We start from the raw sequence: 16,255 nt of genomic DNA, 5'->3' as shown, positions 1-16,255 counted from the left end.
CGGCGGGTGGCGCCGACGGGAGAGCGCGGCTCACCGCGTGGCGAGCCGGGCCTGGGCCGCCCGCCACGGGCCGGTGTCGCCGCGGGGCGTGTACCGGGTGAGCGGCTGGGTCCGGACGAGCAGCCGGCGCAGGGCGGCGAGATCGCCGGCGAGCCCGTCCGCGCGGGCCTGCACGAGGACGTTGCCGAGGGCAGCCGCCTCGGTGGCGCCGGCCACCACCGGCAGCCCGCAGGCGTCGGCCGTCAGCTGGCACAGCAGCGCGTTGCGGGTGCCGCCGCCGACCAGGTGCACCACGTCCACCGGATGATCGGCCAGCCGCTGCGCGTCCAGCACGGCCCGCCGGTGGGCCAGGGCCAGCGAGTCGAGGATGCACCGGGTGGTCTCGGCCGGGGTCCTGGGCACCGGCTGCCCCGACGCCCGGCAGGCCTCGGCGATCCGCTGCGGCATCCGCCCCGGCGCGAGGAACGCCTCGTCCCCGGCGTCCACCACGGAGCGCAGCGCCGGCACGGTCGCCGCTTCCCGCAGCAGCACCCCCAGATCCGGCTCGCCCCAGGCCCGTACGCACTCCTGGAGCAGCCAGAGCCCCATGATGTTGCGCAGGTAGCGGACGGTGCCGTCGAGGCCCAGCTCGTTGGTGAAGTTCGCGGCCCGGCTCTCCTCGGTGAGCACCGGCGCGGACAGTTCCAGACCGGCCAGGGACCAGGTGCCGGTGCAGATGTAGGCGAAGCGCTCCCCGGTCGCCGGGACGGCGGCCACCGCGGACGCGGTGTCGTGCGAGCCGACGGCCGTCACCGGCACCGGGCCGGTCAGGCCCGTCTCCGCCAGTACCTCCGGCCGCAGCGTCCCGGCCGGATCGCCCGGCTGCCGCAGCGGCGCGAACAGTCCGAGGTCGATCCCCAGCCGTTCGGCGACCTCGTACGACCAGTCGCGTGTCCGGGGATCGACGAGCTGGGTGGTGGAGGCGTTGGTCAGCTCGGTGCCCTGTTCGCCGGTGAGCCAGTACGTCATCAGGTCCGGTACCAGCAACAGCCGCATGGCGTGGGCGAACTGCTCGGAGGTGCGGGCCGCCGTCAGCTGGTACAGGGTGTTGAACGGCGCGTACTGGATGCCCGTCGCGGCGTACAGCTCCGCGGCCGGCACGGTCGCCCAGACCTTCTCCGCGACCCCTTCGGTGCGGGCGTCGCGATAGTGCACCGGGTTGCCGAGCAGGGCCCCGTCGGCGTCCAGCAGGCCGTAGTCGACGGCCCAGCTGTCGACGCCGACGGAGGCGAGGCGTCCACCGCAGTGGGCCCCCGCCGCCCGCAACCCGTCGAGGACACCGCCGTAGAGCGCCAGAACGTCCCAGCGCAGCCCCTCCGGGACCCGCACCGGCCGGTTGGGGAACCGGTGCGCCTCGCTCAGCTCCACCGAGTCCGGGCCCACCCGCCCCACCATCACCCGCCCGCTGGAGGCGCCGAGGTCGACCGCGGCGTACGACTTCACGCCCGCGCTCATCGCAGGAACGCGGCCGCCACGCCCGCGTCGACCGGGATGTGCAGCCCGGTGGTGTGCGTGAGGTCCCCGCCCGTGAGCGCGAACACCGCGTTCGCCACGTGCTCGGGCAGCACCTCCCGCTTCAGGATCGTCCGCTGCGCGTAGAACTCGCCCAGCTTCTCCTCCGGCACCCCGTACACCGCGGCCCGCTGCGCCCCCCAGCCGCCGGCGAAGATCCCCGACCCGCGCACCACACCGTCGGGGTTGACCCCGTTCACCCGGATGCCGTGCTCACCCAGCTCGGCGGCCAGCAACCGCACCTGGTGAGCCTGGTCGGCCTTGGCGGCGGAGTAGGCGAGGTTGTTCGGACCGGCGAACACGGCGTTCTTGGAGGCGATGTAGACGTAGGCCGGTGCCTGAGTCGCTCACCCGCGCGGTCCGCTGGGACACGGTCGTCGGCGCGCTGCTCATCGTCCTGTTGCTGCTGTCGTTCGGCTTCGTCGACGGCTTCGGCAACGCCCTCAACCTGTCGTTCCTCATCGGCAACACGCTCCCGATCGCGCTGATCGCCCTGCCGATGACCCTGCTGGTCGTCGCCGGCGAGATCGACATGTCCGTCGCCTCCACGGCCGGGCTGTCCGGCGCGGTGATGGGCAAGCTGTGGAACGAGGGCATGGCCATCGAGACGATCATCCCGGTGTGCCTGCTGCTCGGAGTGGCGTGCGGGCTGGTCAACGGTCTGCTCGTGACCCGGCTCGGGCTGCCGTCGCTGGCGGTCACCATCGGCACGCTGGCCGCGTACCGGGGTGTCGCGCAGATCGTGCTCGGCTCCGACGCGGTCACCGATTTCCCCGCGCAGTACCTGGACTTCGCGGCCGGCCGCATCGGTGACTCCTTCCTGCCGCGGGCCTTCCCGCCCTTCCTGGTGCTGCTCGCCGCAGCCGCCGTGCTGCTGCACGCCACGCCGTTCGGCCGGTCGCTGTTCGCGATCGGAGCGGGGGAGGAGGCGGCGCGGTTCGCGGGGATCCGAGTGAAGCGGACCAAGCTCTGGCTGTTCGTCGCCACGGGGGCCATGTCGGCACTGACCGGTGTCTTCTGGGCCCTGCACTACGCCAGCGCCCGGTACGACAACGCCACCGGGCTCGAACTGTCCGTCGTCGCCGCCGTGCTGCTGGGCGGGATCGACTTCGACGGGGGCAAGGGCACGATCGGCGGCGCCGTCGCCGGTGTCTTCCTGCTCGGCGCGCTGCAGAACGTGATGAGCCTGCTCAACGTCTCGGCACAGTCGCAGATCGTCGTCACCGGTGTGCTGCTCGTGGTGTCCGTGCTGGGCCCCCGGGTCGCACGGCAGATCTCCCTCGCGCGGGCGGCCGGTTCCACCGGATAGGCCGTCCGCCGGCCGCGGACCGTCCCGCGGCCGGTCGCGCCCACGCGGCGGAGCCGCACACCGATCCCACCCCGCGCCCCTCCGGGCGCACCACCCACTCCTCTCGACAAGGGGCCCTCTCCATGCTCAAGCCGACCCTCCGCCGCTCCTTCGCCGCCCTCGCGGCCGGCACCTCCCTCGCCCTCGCGCTCACCGCCTGCGGCGGCACCACCAAGAAGGACGTCAAGGACGACAACGCCGCCGCCGCCTCCGCCGGCAAGGCCGACCCGAACGCCGCCACGAAGAAGGGGCTGACCGTCGGCTTCCTGCCCAAGCAGGTCAACAACCCGTACTTCACCACCGCCGACAAGGGCGGCGAGAAGGCGCTGGCCGAGCTCGGGTCCACGTACAAGGAGGTGGGGCCCAGCAGCGCCACCGACACCGCAGGGCAGGTGAGCTACGTCAACACGCTCACCCAGCAGCGGGTGAACGCCATGGCGGTGTCCGCGCAGGACCCCGGTGCGCTGTGCACCGCGCTGAAGCAGGCCATGAGCAACGGCATCAAGCGCGAACTGCCCACCGAGCGGCTCGACGTGGCCGCCGGCCGGGACGCGGGTGCCCGGCTGCTCGGCCTCGCCGACCGGCCCACCGCCGTGTTCTGCGCCAACGACCTGCTCGCCCTCGGCGTGCTCCAGGCCATGTACGCGGCGGGCGTGACCGTGCCGGACGACCTGGCGATCGTCGGCTACGACGACATCGAGTTCGCCGCCGCGGCCGCCGTCCCCCTCACCTCGGTGCGCCAGCCCGCCGTCACGATGGGCGCCCTCGCCGCCGACCTGCTGCTGGAGGAGACCGAGCAGGGCGAGGGGGACGGCAAGGGCAAGCGGGCCCACGAGCACCGGCGCGTGGTGCTCCAGCCCGAGCTGGTGGTGCGCCGCTCCAGCCTCGCCGCACGCTGACCCGCGAGGTGCGCCCCCCGCGAGCCGGGCACCGAGCCTCCCGCCGACCGGAAGCGCCGACCGGAAGCGCCGTCCGGAGCGCTGACCGGAAGTTCAGTAACAATCCATGATCCCGGGGCTCGGCCCGCGCCCGCTCATGTGCTCAACTGGGAGACGTCCAGCCCGTCCGTCCCAGGAGACCCGTTGAGCCTCAGCTACCGCCAGCCCGGCGTCGTCCTCACCGACCGCCACTTCACCGTGCCCCTCGATCACGCCGACCCGGGCGGCGAGACCATCGAGCTGTACGCCCGTGAGGCGGTCGCGAGCGACAAGGCCGGGCAGGATCTGCCCTGGCTGGTGTACCTGCAAGGCGGCCCCGGCTTCGGGGCGAATCGTTTCGTCGGACGTCAGGCCTGGCTCGACCGGGCCTTGCAGGACTACCGCGTCCTGCTCCTCGACCAGCGCGGCACCGGCCGCTCCACGCCCGCCACCCGCCAGACGCTCCCGCTGCGCGGCGGCCCCGCCGCCCAGGCCGACTACCTCACCCACTTCCGCGCCGACTCCATCGTCCGCGACTGCGAGGCCATCCGCCCCGAGGTCACCGGCGGCGCCCAGTGGACCGTGCTCGGCCAGAGCTTCGGCGGCTTCTGCACGGTGTCGTACCTCTCCCTCGCCCCCGAGGGCATCGCCACCGCGATCATCACCGGCGGCCTGCCCTCCCTGCACGCCCACGCCGACGACGTCTACCGGGCCGCCTACCCGCGCGTCGAGCGCAAGGTCGCCGCGCACTACGCCCGCTACCCGCAGGACGTGGAGCGGGCCCGCCGGATCGCCGACCACCTCCTCACCCACGACGTGGTGCTGCCGAACGGCTACCGCTTCACCGTGGAGGCCTTCCAGTCCCTGGGCCAGATGCTCGGCACGAGCGACGGCAGCCACCGGCTGCACCACCTCCTGGAGGACGCCTTCGTGGTGACCCCGGCCGGCCTGGAGCTGTCCGACGCCTTCCAGGAGCAGGCCCAGTCCCTCCTGTCGTACGCCTCCCACCCCCTCTACGCCCTCGTCCACGAGTCGATCTACGGCCAGGACGCCCGCCCCACCGCCTGGTCGGCCGAGCGCGTCCGCGCCGAGTTCCCGCAGTTCGACGCGGCCAAGGCACTCACCGGCGACGGCCCGGTCCTGTTCACCGGCGAGACCGTCCACCCCTGGATGTTCGACGCCGACCCCGCCCTGCGCCCCCTGCGCGAGACGGCCGAACTGCTCGCCGCCCGCACCGACTGGCGGCCCCTCTACGACCCGGCGCGGCTCACGGCCAACGAGGTCCCGGTCGCCGCGGCCGTCTACCACGACGACATGTACGTCGACAGCGGCCACTCCCTGGAGACGGCCGGCGCGCTCCGTGGCCTGCGCCCCTGGGTCACCAACGAGTACGAGCACGACGGCCTGCGCACGGGAGCGCCCCGGGTGCTGGACCGGCTGCTGGCGCTGGCGCGCGACGAGGTGTGACGTACGCGATAGGACGTCCGGGTGGGCCGTGAAACGGGTCACGCGCGGGGCGCGGCGGCATAGTGTGCCGCCCATGACCGAGCCGAAGATCACCCAGCTCCAGCCCCTGCCCGGCGACTGGCAGCGAGCCCTCGCGGTGGTGGCCCACCCGGACGACCTCGAATACGGGTGCTCCGCGGCGGTCGCCGCCTGGACCGACGCCGGCCGTGAGGTCGCCTATGTGCTGGCCACCCGCGGCGAGGCGGGCATCGACACCCTCGACCCGGCCACCTGCGGCCCGCTGCGCGAACGCGAGCAGCGGGCCAGTGCGGCCGTCGTCGGCGTCGGCACCGTGGAGTTCCTCGACCACCGGGACGGCGTCATCGAGTACGGCAGCGCGCTGCGCCGGGACATCGCCGCCGCGATCCGCCGCCACCGCCCCGAACTCGTCGTCACGCTCAACCACCGCGACACCTGGGGCAGTGTCGCCTGGAACACGCCCGACCACGTCGCCGTCGGCCGCGCCACCCTGGACGCCGCCGCCGACGCGGGCAACCGCTGGATCTTCCCGGAACTCGCCGAGCAGGGACTGCAGCCCTGGAACGGCGTGCGCTGGGTGGCCGTCGCCGGTTCCAGCAGCCCCACGCACGCCGTCGACGCCAGGCCGGGCCTGGACCGCGCGGTGCGCTCGCTGCTCGAACACCGCACCTACATCGAGGCGTTGACCGACCAGGACCCGGAGACCTACGTCCGTGACTTCCTGACCGAGACCACCACCGCCACCGGTGAGCGCTTCGGCGGCACGCCGGCGGTGGCCTTCGAACTGTTCGCCCGCCAGTGAAGGGGAGAGCCGCCCAACGCATCGGCGTGAGGGCACAAGCACGCAGGTCAGTAGGCTGGACTCCATGCCGGATCAGATAGCCGACCTTGCCGACCTGCGCGGCGACTGCGCGCAGTGCTTCGGGCTGTGCTGTGTCGCCCTGCCCTTCGCCCGCTCCGCCGACTTCGCGCTGGACAAGCCCGCGGGCAAGCCGTGCGCGAACCTCCGGGGCGACCACCGCTGCGGCATCCACACCGACCTGCGCCCCAAGGGCTTCACCGGCTGCACGGTCTACGACTGCTTCGGCGCCGGCCAGAAGGTCGCGCAGGTCACCTTCGGCGGGCAGGACTGGCGTACGGGGTCCCCGGAGCACGCGCGCCGGATGTTCGACGTGTTCCCGGTCGTACGGCAGCTGCACGAACTGCTGTGGTACCTCACCGAGGCGCTGGGGCTGCCCGCCGCCCGGCCCGTCCACCCCGACCTGCGCCGGGCACTGGAGAAGACCGAGGGGCTGACCCGGCGGACTCCCGACGAACTGGCCGCGCTGGACGTGGCCGCGCACCGGCAGGAGGTCAACGTGCTCCTGCTGCGCACCAGCGAGCTGGCCCGGGCCGGCGTCGGCGGCAAGAGCAAGAGCAAGAGCAAGGGCAAGGGCAAGGGGCGGGGCAGGGACCGCAGGGGCGCGGACCTCGTGGGCGCCCGCCTCAGGGGCGCCGACCTGCGCGGGGTGAGCCTGCGCGGTGCCTGTCTCATCGCCGCCGACCTCACCGGCGCGGACCTGCGCGACGCGGACCTGATCGGTGCGGACCTGCGGGATGCCGACCTGACCGACGCGGACCTCACCGGCGCCTTCTTCCTCACCCAGCCGCAGGTGAACGCCGCGCGGGGCAGCGGGGGTACGCGTCTGCCGGAGTCGGTCGATCGCCCCGGGCACTGGGCAGCGGCTCGCTGACGCGCGCGGGGCAGATGCCGGTACCCGTCTGCCGGTGTCAGTCGGTCGCCCGGTGCACCGGGCAGCGGCTCGCCTGCGCCGGTTCGGCCGGGTCCGCGGCCCCGGCGTGGGCCGGTCGCGCCTGCGGGGCGCTGGTCCGTGCCTCTGCGGGGCGCTGTGGCCGCCGCTCCAGTCGCAGCCGTAGCCCTTCCGGCATCAGGGTGAGCCGTTCGGCCACGCTCAGCCGGTAGCCCGGGTCCACCGACAGGTCGTAGCGGCGCAGCAGCAGGCCGAGGACCAGCGTCGCCTCGTGGAGGGCGAACTGGCGGCCGATGCAGGCCCTCGCTCCGGTGCCGAACGGCTTGAAGGTGTGCGGCGGCCGGGCGCGGACGGCCGGCGCGGTGAAGCGGTCGGGGTCGAACCGCTCGGCGTCCTCGCCCCACGCCTCCGGTTCGCGGTGCAGCATCGGCGTCAGCACCAGGGCCCACGCGCCCCGGCGCATCGGGTGCTCCCCGGCGAGGACCGTGTCCTGCCGGGCCTCGCGGGCGAAGGCGGGTGCCGTCGGCCACAGCCGCAGCGACTCGTCCAGCACCCGGCGGACCTGGCGCAGCCTGGCGACCTGGTCGTAGCGGGGCAGTCCGGTGCCGCCCCAGACCTGTTCGACCTCGGCGCGCGCCCGGGCGGCGATCTCGGGATGCCGGGCGAGGTAGTACAGGGCGAAGGACAGCGCGCCGGAGGTGGTCTCGTGGCCCGCCACCAGGAACGTGATCACCTGCTTGCGGACGTTCTCCGACGACAGCTTCTCCCCGGTCTCCGGGTGGGCCGTCGCCAGCATGCGGTCCAGCAGATCCCCCTCGCCGCCGCCGGACCGGCGCCGGGCGGCGATCAGGTCGTCGACCGTGCGGTTGAGGTAGGCCATGTCGGCCGCGTTGCGCCGGGCGGCGGCGCGCAGCAGCAGCGGGGCCAGCGGCCCGGGCACGCTGTTCAGCCGTTGCGCGTAGGTCAGCGTGCCGACCATCGCCGTGACGAAGGGGTGCGGCCGGTCCCGCTCGAAGGAGCCGAAGTCGTACCCGAAACCGGTGCGGGCGATGGTCTCCAGGGTCAGCCGGGTCATGTCGCCCGGCACGTCCACCGTGCGCCCGGCCGCCAGCTGACGGTCCCAGTGGTCGGTGAGCCGGCCGGCGACCGCCAGCATCATCCCGTGGTAGCCCTCCATGGCCTCCCGGCTGAACCCGGGCGCCAGGACGTCGTGCGCCAGCTGCCAGTTGGGCTCGTGGTTGTAGGCGGTGAACAGTCCGTCGCCGGCCACCGGCCGCAGGTTGGCGACGCCCAGGCCGACGTGCTTGGCGAAGCGGGACTCGTCGGCGAGGTCGGCGACCAGCCGCGCCCCCCACACGAACACGAACTCCTTGCCGAACGCCCGGCGGCGGAAGATCGGCCCCAGCTCGCGCGCGAAGCGCATCGAGTCCTGCAACGGCCGGTGCCGGTCGGCGCCGAGCACATCGCCGAGCAGCGGCAGCCGGTGCGGCGGGTGCGGGATGCGGCGCAGCTCGGGCCAGCCCTGCTCGGCGCTCCGGAAACCCTTCGGCAGCCCGGTCTCCATGGTCTCCGTCATCGCCGCCATGACGCGATCTCCCTTGATCGGCGGATGGTTGAAGCCGTGACGCGCGGATGTTGTACGTGGGTTCAATAACCTGTTCCAGTGTGGTGCCCTTGTTGAACCGACGTCAAGTAAAGTGACGCCATGCCCGCGAACCAGGGGGAGCGCGCCCGGCGCAGACTCAGCACCGCGGAACGCCGTGAGCAACTGCTGTCGGTCGGCGCGAGGCTGTTCTCGGAGAGCCCCTACGACGACGTGTGGATCGAGCAGGTCGCCGAGATCGCCGGGGTCTCCCGGGGGCTGCTGTACCACTACTTCCCGACCAAGCGGGACTTCTTCGCCGCCGTCGTGGAGCGGGAGAGCGCCCGCATGCTGCGCATGACGGCGGCCGAGCCCGGGGTGCCGGTGCGCGAGCAGCTCACCGCCGGTCTCGACACCTACCTCGGCTACGTCGAGGCGCACGCCCACGGCTTCCGCGCCTTCCACCGCGCCGACGCGGCCGGCGACCAGGCCGTGCGCCGGGTCTACCAGCGGGCGCTGGCCGCCCAGGAGAAGCAGATCCTGGCCGCGCTCGCCGCCGACCCCGAGTTCGGGCCCGCCGTCGAGACCGCCCCGCGGGTGCGCCTGGCGGTGCGCGGCTGGCTCGCCTTCACCACCGCCGTCTGTCTCGAATGGCTGCGCGGGGAAGGGGAGCTGAGCCGCGAGCAGGTGCGCGACCTGTGCGCCCGCGCGCTGCTGGGCGTCCTCGCGTAAGAGCTGCCCCGGAGTCCGCTGTCGTTGATGCCAGGCGTGGATGCCGGTGTGCCGCTCGATGCCCCCGGTCGCTCGTATTGCTCGTTCGGCTGCGTACCTCGTGCACGTTCCGGCCCAGGTGTCCAGGCTTGACCTCGGATTGAGTCTTCTCGTGAAGGTGAGAGAACATGCCGACGTACGTCGCCTTGCTGAGCTGGACCGATCAAGGGGTTCGCACCTACAAGGACACCGCGAAGCGCGCCGAGACCTTCGGTTCAGCGGTACAGAAGCTCGGGGCGAAGCTCCTGAACATCTACTGGACCGTGGGTCCGTACGACCTCGTGGCCATCATCGAGGCGTCCGACGACGAGACCGCCACCGCGGCACTGCTGCAACTCGGTGGTGTGGGCAACGTCCGTTCCACGACTCTGCGGGCCTTCGGCCGAGAGGAGATGGAACGCATCATCGCCAAGGCGGCCGGCTGACGGCCGCGGACGTAGTGCGGGCGACGGCACGCCTTCCGGCGCTCGAGCAGTCGGGTCCAGGTCGCCGAAAGCTGCGAACGCACGGCCGGACACTCTCCCCCGCAGGGGCGCCGTGGTTGGCGTGCGCCCCGATCTCCGATAGGTTAGGCAAGCCTTACCTAAGGAGGTCTCGGATGGGTGACACGCAGGACTGGACGGCCGCCCCCGGCGCGGCGGAACGGGCACGCTCGGTGCTGGCCGTCGCCTGGTCGTGCGCGGTGACCGCGGACGGCGTCCGCGAGGAGTACGTCGGCGCGCACACCGTGACCGAGGACGGCGCGGTACGGCTGGCGGTGCCCGACGACAGCGGCCTGTTCGGGGCGGTGCTGTGCGCCCCGCGCCAGGAACCCCCCGCGCTGCTGGAGTTCGCCGACGTGGCACCCGTACCGGTGCGCCACCGCATCCGCGCCCGGCTCTTCCTGTCCGGCTGGTTCGCGCCGTCCGAGGGCACCCTCCTGTTCCGGCCCACCCGCGTGGTGCTGCGCCGGTCCGCCGGGGCCGTGGTGGTCGACCCGGACGAGTTCACCGCCGCCCGGCCCGACCCCCTGGCCGGCGCCGAGTCCCGGCTGCTCACCCACCTCGCCGACGCCCACCCGGACGCCGTCGAGCGGCTCACCCGCCTGGTGCGGCCCGAGAGCCTGCACGCCGCGACCCGGGTGGCACCGCTCGCCGTCGACCGGCACGGACTCACCCTGCGCATCGAACGCACCCGCGCCCACGGCGACGTACGCCTGCCCTTCCACACCCCCGCCGACGACGTCGCCCAGCTCACCGAGCGGGTGCACGCCCTGCTCGCCCAGGCCGGCCATGCCGCCTGCCCCCGGGCGCTACAGCGGCAGCGCGCAGACGGCGACGGGTGACGCGAACGGCTCGCCGGCCGGCCGGAGTTCACCGCTGTCCGCGTCGACGCGGAAGACGGTGACCGTGCCGGAGCGCTGGTTCGCCGCGAACAGCAGCCGGCCGTCGGGCGAGAAGGCGATCTGCCGGGGGAAGTCGCCGCCCACCGGCACCGTGCCGAGCAGCCGCAGCCGGGCCCCGCCGTCCTCGACCGCGTACCGCGCCAGGCTGTCGTGGCCGCGGTTGGCGAGGAACGCGTACCGGCCGTTCGCCGTCACGAGGATCTGCGCCGGATAGTTCGTGCCGCCCCCTGAGCCCGTCGACTGCGGCTCGCCGATCGTCAGGCGCCCGGTGCCCGGCTGGTACGCGCACACGGCCACGGTGTCGTCCACCTCGTTGGCCAGGTAGGCGTACCGGCCGCCCGGATGGAAGGTCAGATGGCGCGGTCCCGCGCCGGGCCGGGTCCGCGCCCGCGCCGCCTCCGTGAGCGTGCCCTTCGCCCGGTCGAGGCGGTAGGTGTAGACCGTGTCGGTGCCGAGGTCCACGGCGAGGACGTGCCCGCCGTCCGGGCTCGTGACGAACTGATGGGCGTGCGGCCCCTGTTGCCCCGGACCGGGCGGCGGAGAGCTGTGCGTGACCAGAGCGGTGCGCTCGCCCAGCGCGCCGGAGGCGTCGATCGGGTGCACGGCGACACTGCCCGAACCGTAGTTCGCGCTGAGCAGCCAGCGCCCGGAGGGATGCACCGACAGGTGGCACGGGCCCGCGCCGCCGGTGCTCCGGGTACCGAGGACGCGCCGGTCGGCGAGGCGTACGGCCGTCACCCCGCCGTCCTCCCGTTCGTCCACCGCGTACAGCGTGCGGCCGTCCGGGTGCACGGCGAGATACGACGGGTCGGGGACCCCGGTGAGCGTGCCGGACCCGGTGATCCGGCCCGACTGCGGGTCGTACGACGCCAGGCCGATGCCGCTCCCGCCGCCCTCGACGGAGGTGTAGGTGCCCACGTACAGCGGGCGCGGCCCGGACGGCTTCCGGGGCGGCGGCGCCACCCCCGGCTCCTCCTGCCCGGCCGGCGTGTCCGTCGGCGGGGCCGCAGGGGACGGCACCACGACGACCGCCGCCGTGCCGGCCACGGCGCCGACGAACCGGCGTCTGGTCCAGCCGCCGTGCTCCCGGTCCGGGCGCCGGTCCCGCCGGGGGAGCACCGCGCCCTCTCCCGCCGTCCCTGCCTCCGTGTCCATGCGCTACCCCAGGTCGTCGGTCGCCCCGCTCGTGACAGCCACCTTGGCCCGCGCACGTCGCCAAGGGCAAGCCGGGCAACAGCCGTTGCGCAGGACGCAACACCGAGCCGGTGGTGTCACCAGTCGCCGTCCTCCACCGGCTTGCCCGGCGCGTCCTTCAGGGGCGTCACCTGGTCCGAGGACGGCGCCTGCCACGGATCCAGGTCCTCCCCGAGCCACTCGCCGACCGGCTGGACCGCCTCCAGGGTGTCCGTGGGGGCGAGGTCCTCGGCGTCCGCGTCGTAGTAGTCGTACCAGGGCAGGCCCGCCCGGGTGTACGCCGCCCGGTCCACCGGCGACGGCGGCGGCGCCTCACCGGTGATCCGGCGCCACTCCGGGGGCGTGACCAGATGCACGAACACCCGGCCGGCCGGCTCCTCGGACCAGTCGCCCAGCGGCCGGTCGTCCCGGTACACCTCCTGCCGCATCGAGCCGCCGACGCCGAGCCCCATGGCCGTGGCGCGCCGCGGGGGAGCGGCGGCCGGGGCGGGCGGACCACCGAAGGCCGCGGCGGACAGGGGCAGGGGCGCGCCGTAACCGACCTGCGCGCCGGGCAGGCGCCGCCGCTCCCGCTCCCGGCGTCGCCACTCGGCGAGGGCGTCCTCCTTCAGCGGGAACGACTGGAGCTGTACGCCGCCCCAGACCTCCTCGCCGGTGACCTGCCCCTCCACGGTCGCGCCCAGGCCCAGCGGCACGGCCACGAACTGGCGGACCGTCCCCTTGCCGGAATTGATGCCGTCCAGCCAGGGCTGGCGGGGCAGCACCACATAGTTCTGCGGACGCCGGGACAGCCGGTCGCGCCAGGGCTTGCCGGACACCGCGCACACCTTGCCCGCGCCGACCTGGAGCGCGGCCGGCTCCGACGCGGCGAAGCTCAGCCACATCGCCTCGCGCAGATACACCGGCAGCAGGACGCCGCCGCGCGCCCGCATCCACGCGGGGGCCCGGTCGGCGTGGTCGGCCACCCGCCGGACCGGGAACTCGCCCAGCCCCGGTGGCAGCGGATGCGTACCGCTCTCCGGCAGGCGCAGGGTGCGCACGAACCGCACCGCGACCCCGCCGGGCAGCCGCAGCGTGTTCCCGTCGATCCGCACTCCGTCAGCGGTCATCCGTACGCTCCCTCGCCTCGGGCGCCGTCGGCCTCGGGCGCCGTCCACGGCCGTCCGTACGCTCCCCCGCCCGCGGCGCGGACCGCTCCGGCGGCTTCCTCACCGATAACGCTCACCGAAGCCCGCGCGGTTCCGCCACAGCTCCTCCTGCACCCCGAGGCGGTCGCGCAGCCAGGCCAGCCGGGGCAGCTTGGCCCGCTGCCCGCGCGAGACCCGGTCCAGCTCCTCCAGCAGGCGCCGGGTTCGGTGCTCGGTGTTCAGCTCGTCGATGATCCTGGTCGTCTCGGTGAGGACGGCCCCCAGCAGCTGCCAGTGCGCCCAGTCCTTGCGGATCTCCTCCTGGAGCAGCTCGGCCAGCCGGTCCCGGGTGCCGGCCGCCGTGTGCAGCTCGGCGGACAGCCGTGCCTCCGCCGACTCGGCGTTCTGACTCAGATGGGTCGTCACCAGCACCGCGAAGCTGACCACCGCGTCGGCGATCTCCGACAGCAGCTGCTCCACGGTGGCCCCCACCGCGGGCGGGAACAGCTCCTGCGGCCCGCGGGCCTTCGCCAGGTCCGTGAACGAGCGGGCCAGGACCCGCAGCACCACCGTGCAGATCTCCAGCGTGTCCAGACCGGTGCGCAGCACCACCCGGTGCAGCAGGCCCTCCTTCACCCGCGGATTGAGCCGCAGGCTGTCCTCGGCCTGCCGCAGCGCCGCGTCCACCTGCACGATGTCGTGGTCCAGCCGCCGCGCCTCGTGCAGCCGCTCGGCGGCCCGCTCCCAGGGGATGCGGCCCCCGGCCTCCTCGCCCATCCGCAGCATCAGCTGGCGCACCCGCCGGGCCAGGTCCTCGATGGACCGGCCGGCCTCGTCCACCCACACGGGTGGGGGCAGCAGCAGGTTGCAGGCCGTGCCGACGACCGCGCCGATCAGCGTCTCGACGATCCGCGCCCACGCGGTGAACCCGACCGTGGTGACCCCGAGCACCAGCATGGCGCTGATCGCCACCTCGGCGACGTACTCGTCGACGCGGACCAGGTGTCCCACGGCCAGCGCGGCGACGATCAGCAGGGCGAGGCTCCACCAGGTCAGGCCCACCAGCACGCTGAAGGCGATGGCGACCAGCACACCGGCGACCACCGAGTTCACCCGGCGGATGCCGTTGGTGAGCGTGGCGTAGAAGGTCACCTGGACGACCAGCAGGGCGGTCAGCGGTGCGGTGAGCGGGGCCGGTTCGGGGCTCAGCCGGAGCGCGATGACGTAGGCGATCGTCGCGGCCGTGGCCGACCGCAGTGTCTGGACGACCACCGGCTCCCGGCGGCGCTTCACCAGACGCAGTAGTCCCGTGATCAACTTTCGTTCGCGCATCCCTTGGCCTGTTCCCGCTCATCGGGGGCGTCGAACGTAGCCGTTCGCGGTCTGCTTCCGACTGCTTTCCGCCAGACGCTTACGCGTACAGCTTGTCGATGAAGGCGGACAGGTTGCCCGCCGTGCGCGCGATCTGCTCCTCCAGGGTCAGGCTCTCCTGGAACCGGGTGCCGGACTCGGGGGCCTTCCTGCCGCGTACGTACAGCGAACAGGCCAGGTCGGTGCACATGTACAACCCGACCGAGTTGCCCTCCCGGCCGGCCGCCCCCGCCTTCCGCGCGGTCATCAGCGACACCCCGCCGCCGGGATGCGTGGTCAGACACACCGAGCACATGCTCCGGTGCAGGAAGCCGTGCTGCGAGGCGGGGAAGCGCAGGGCGACACCGACGAGCCGGCCATCCCTTTCCGTGACCAGATAACTGCGGTCGGGAGCGCCCTGATCGCGCCAGCCGAGGAAGTCGAGATCGTCCCAGGGGCGCTCACCGAGGTCGCGGGGGACGGTCAGCCGCTTGGCCTCGCCCTTGGAGCAGTTGATAAACGAGTTGCGGATGTCCTGCTCGGTGAGCGATCTCATGGGCGGGGGTCCTTCCGGATGTCCAGTCGCGCAACCTAGAGCCCCTAGGCTGGCGACTATCCTATTTAGTCGTATGGGGGGGGACCAATGGATTTCCGGTGGAGGCCGCCCGCGCTGCCGCATCGTGCCCGGGGTGCGCTGGACCATGTCACCCGCACCGTGTCCGGTCCACCACTCGACCCCGGCCTGCGCATCACCGTCAACTTCCACCCCGACCGGATCTCCGGCGGACTGCCGATCCTGGAGTCGCTGGCCCGGGACGGCGCGTACCACTCGCAGTACGTCACCGGCACCAGCAACGGCGGCCTCACCGCCCACCCGGGCGGCGACCGGACGCGCTGGGAGAGCCGGATCTTCGGCGGCGCGTACGACGACGCCGACCCGGCCGAGCGACCGGTGTACGGCGCGCTGGACTTCCGGCACCAGGTGGTCGGTGCGGCCCCCCGCTTCGGCTCCTCGCACCCCAGGCTCTCCGCGGCGGTCCTGGCCCGGGCCACCTTCTGCTACCCGGACAGCGCGGCCGGGCCCACCGACTTCGGCGTGGCCGGCGCCATGCCGCTGATCGCCCTCGCCGAGGCCGACGAGCAGGACGCGCTCAACGACTACATCGAGGCCCATGTGCACGGGGGTGTGCTGCTCGACCGGGACGTGGAGGCGCTGGTACTGGACGCCGGCTACCGGGGCACCCCGGTGGAGACGGCCGCCCGGCGCCTGCCCTTCCCGCTCGCATGGCACCCCGGCTACCGCCTCACCGTCGCCGCACTGCGCCGGCACGCCGACTACCGCGGGCCGGAGTACGCCGACCTCGGGGCGCGCATCGCCGACCGCGGCCTCCTCACCCCCCGCGTGATCGGCGACGCGGCCCGCAGCGCCCGGTACGACCTCCAGGCCCTCAAGATGGTCTGGCACACCCTGGCCCGCTTCGGATCCCCGGAGGGCGCGGGAACGGCGAGGCTCCCACCGCCGCCCGTCACCCCGCCGCGCACGGACACCGCGGCCGGACTCGGGGGGCCCGCGGCCGTGGCTCCCCCGGGCGGCGCCGCGGTGCAGATCCCACCGGAGCGCTGCGGCTGAGGTTCCCGGCGGTCCTGGCGCCGTGGCCGCTGCCGACCTCTCGCCACGGCGTGCGCAGAGCCTGCGGCTGCTCGGCCGGGCCACGTCCGGGGAACCGCCACCACCGGGCCGGGCCGCCCCCCACTGCGCTCGCCGCACTGCGCACAGCGTGAGGGCCGGCCTCGC

14 protein-coding genes and 3 pseudogenes are annotated in these 16,255 nt (G+C 73.7%); 10 read left to right on the top strand and 7 right to left on the bottom strand.

The features are described from left to right. Nucleotides 1-30: 30 nt before the first annotated feature. Both ABZV94_RS08580 and ABZV94_RS08575 read right to left on the bottom strand, forming a co-directional pair. Complete coding sequence (locus ABZV94_RS08580) at nucleotides 31-1,494, bottom strand: rhamnulokinase family protein (protein ID WP_356338584.1); 1,464 nt, start codon at nucleotides 1,492-1,494, stop codon at nucleotides 31-33. Continuing rightward, nucleotides 1,491-1,923 (bottom strand): annotated as a pseudogene (locus ABZV94_RS08575) (SDR family oxidoreductase); the annotation flags it as partial. The gene ABZV94_RS08580 and the pseudogene ABZV94_RS08575, both read right to left, overlap by 4 nt. Here ABZV94_RS08575 and ABZV94_RS08570 point away from each other — a divergent pair. The 6 genes and pseudogenes from ABZV94_RS08570 to ABZV94_RS08545 all read left to right on the top strand — a co-directional run bounded on the left by ABZV94_RS08570 (nucleotide 1,886) and on the right by ABZV94_RS08545 (nucleotide 7,034). Further along, the gene (locus ABZV94_RS08570; protein ID WP_356338582.1) at nucleotides 1,886-2,860 is read left to right on the top strand and encodes an ABC transporter permease; all 975 of its coding nucleotides are present in this window, start codon (nucleotides 1,886-1,888) and stop codon (nucleotides 2,858-2,860) included. The pseudogene ABZV94_RS08575 and the gene ABZV94_RS08570 overlap by 38 nt on opposite strands. A 122-nt stretch (nucleotides 2,861-2,982) precedes the next feature. Further along, a pseudogene (locus ABZV94_RS08565) lies at nucleotides 2,983-3,405 on the top strand (substrate-binding domain-containing protein); the annotation flags it as partial. Further along, nucleotides 3,406-3,798: pseudogene (locus ABZV94_RS08560) on the top strand (substrate-binding domain-containing protein); the annotation flags it as partial. It abuts the pseudogene before it with no gap. 183 nt (nucleotides 3,799-3,981) lie between these two features. Continuing rightward, a complete protein-coding gene (locus ABZV94_RS08555; protein ID WP_356338579.1) occupies nucleotides 3,982-5,283 on the top strand; it encodes an alpha/beta fold hydrolase in 1,302 nt (433 codons plus the stop codon). A gap of 73 nt (nucleotides 5,284-5,356) precedes the next feature. Next, entirely contained in the window at nucleotides 5,357-6,103 is a 747-nt protein-coding gene (locus ABZV94_RS08550) for a PIG-L deacetylase family protein (RefSeq protein ID WP_356338577.1), read from the top strand. 64 nt (nucleotides 6,104-6,167) lie between these two features. Continuing rightward, complete coding sequence (locus tag ABZV94_RS08545; protein WP_356338575.1) at nucleotides 6,168-7,034, top strand: pentapeptide repeat-containing protein; 867 nt, start codon at nucleotides 6,168-6,170, stop codon at nucleotides 7,032-7,034. A gap of 37 nt (nucleotides 7,035-7,071) precedes the next feature. On the opposite strand, the gene ABZV94_RS08540 is transcribed toward ABZV94_RS08545, so the two are convergent. Beyond that, entirely contained in the window at nucleotides 7,072-8,637 is a 1,566-nt protein-coding gene (locus ABZV94_RS08540; RefSeq protein WP_356338573.1) for a cytochrome P450, read from the bottom strand. Between the two features lie 120 nt (nucleotides 8,638-8,757). Between ABZV94_RS08540 and ABZV94_RS08535 the strand changes: the two genes are divergently transcribed. From ABZV94_RS08535 to ABZV94_RS08525, 3 genes are all read left to right on the top strand, one after another. After that, the gene (locus tag ABZV94_RS08535) at nucleotides 8,758-9,366 is read left to right on the top strand and encodes a TetR/AcrR family transcriptional regulator (protein ID WP_356338571.1); all 609 of its coding nucleotides are present in this window, start codon (nucleotides 8,758-8,760) and stop codon (nucleotides 9,364-9,366) included. A gap of 167 nt (nucleotides 9,367-9,533) precedes the next feature. Continuing rightward, nucleotides 9,534-9,830, top strand: coding sequence for a GYD domain-containing protein (locus tag ABZV94_RS08530; RefSeq protein WP_356338569.1), 297 nt, complete (start codon nucleotides 9,534-9,536; stop codon nucleotides 9,828-9,830). Nucleotides 9,831-10,003: 173 nt separating this feature from the next. Beyond that, on the top strand, nucleotides 10,004-10,729 hold the full coding sequence (locus tag ABZV94_RS08525) for a DUF2470 domain-containing protein (protein WP_356338567.1): 726 nt from the start codon (nucleotides 10,004-10,006) through the stop codon (nucleotides 10,727-10,729). Here ABZV94_RS08525 and ABZV94_RS08520 read toward each other — a convergent pair. The 4 genes from ABZV94_RS08520 to ABZV94_RS08505 all read right to left on the bottom strand — a co-directional run bounded on the left by ABZV94_RS08520 (nucleotide 10,697) and on the right by ABZV94_RS08505 (nucleotide 15,016). Further along, on the bottom strand, nucleotides 10,697-11,836 hold the full coding sequence (locus ABZV94_RS08520; protein ID WP_356338693.1) for a lactonase family protein: 1,140 nt from the start codon (nucleotides 11,834-11,836) through the stop codon (nucleotides 10,697-10,699). The genes ABZV94_RS08525 and ABZV94_RS08520 overlap by 33 nt on opposite strands. A 224-nt stretch (nucleotides 11,837-12,060) precedes the next feature. Continuing rightward, entirely contained in the window at nucleotides 12,061-13,092 is a 1,032-nt protein-coding gene (locus ABZV94_RS08515) for a hypothetical protein (RefSeq protein ID WP_356338565.1), read from the bottom strand. Between the two features lie 99 nt (nucleotides 13,093-13,191). Continuing rightward, a complete protein-coding gene (locus ABZV94_RS08510) occupies nucleotides 13,192-14,442 on the bottom strand; it encodes an aromatic acid exporter family protein (protein WP_356338562.1) in 1,251 nt (416 codons plus the stop codon). Nucleotides 14,443-14,521: 79 nt separating this feature from the next. Next, nucleotides 14,522-15,016 (bottom strand): FBP domain-containing protein, encoded by a 495-nt coding sequence (locus tag ABZV94_RS08505; protein ID WP_356338560.1) that lies wholly within the window; start codon nucleotides 15,014-15,016, stop codon nucleotides 14,522-14,524. A gap of 87 nt (nucleotides 15,017-15,103) precedes the next feature. Between ABZV94_RS08505 and ABZV94_RS08500 the strand changes: the two genes are divergently transcribed. Continuing rightward, a complete protein-coding gene (locus ABZV94_RS08500; RefSeq protein ID WP_356338559.1) occupies nucleotides 15,104-16,090 on the top strand; it encodes a DUF3626 domain-containing protein in 987 nt (328 codons plus the stop codon). Nucleotides 16,091-16,255: the final 165 nt, after the last annotated feature.

Source organism: Streptomyces sp. NPDC004658 (assembly GCF_040609555.1).
Classification (GTDB): domain Bacteria; phylum Actinomycetota; class Actinomycetes; order Streptomycetales; family Streptomycetaceae; genus Streptomyces.
Note: the sequence above shows the minus strand (reverse complement) of the source record. Positions and strands in the feature narration are given on the sequence as shown.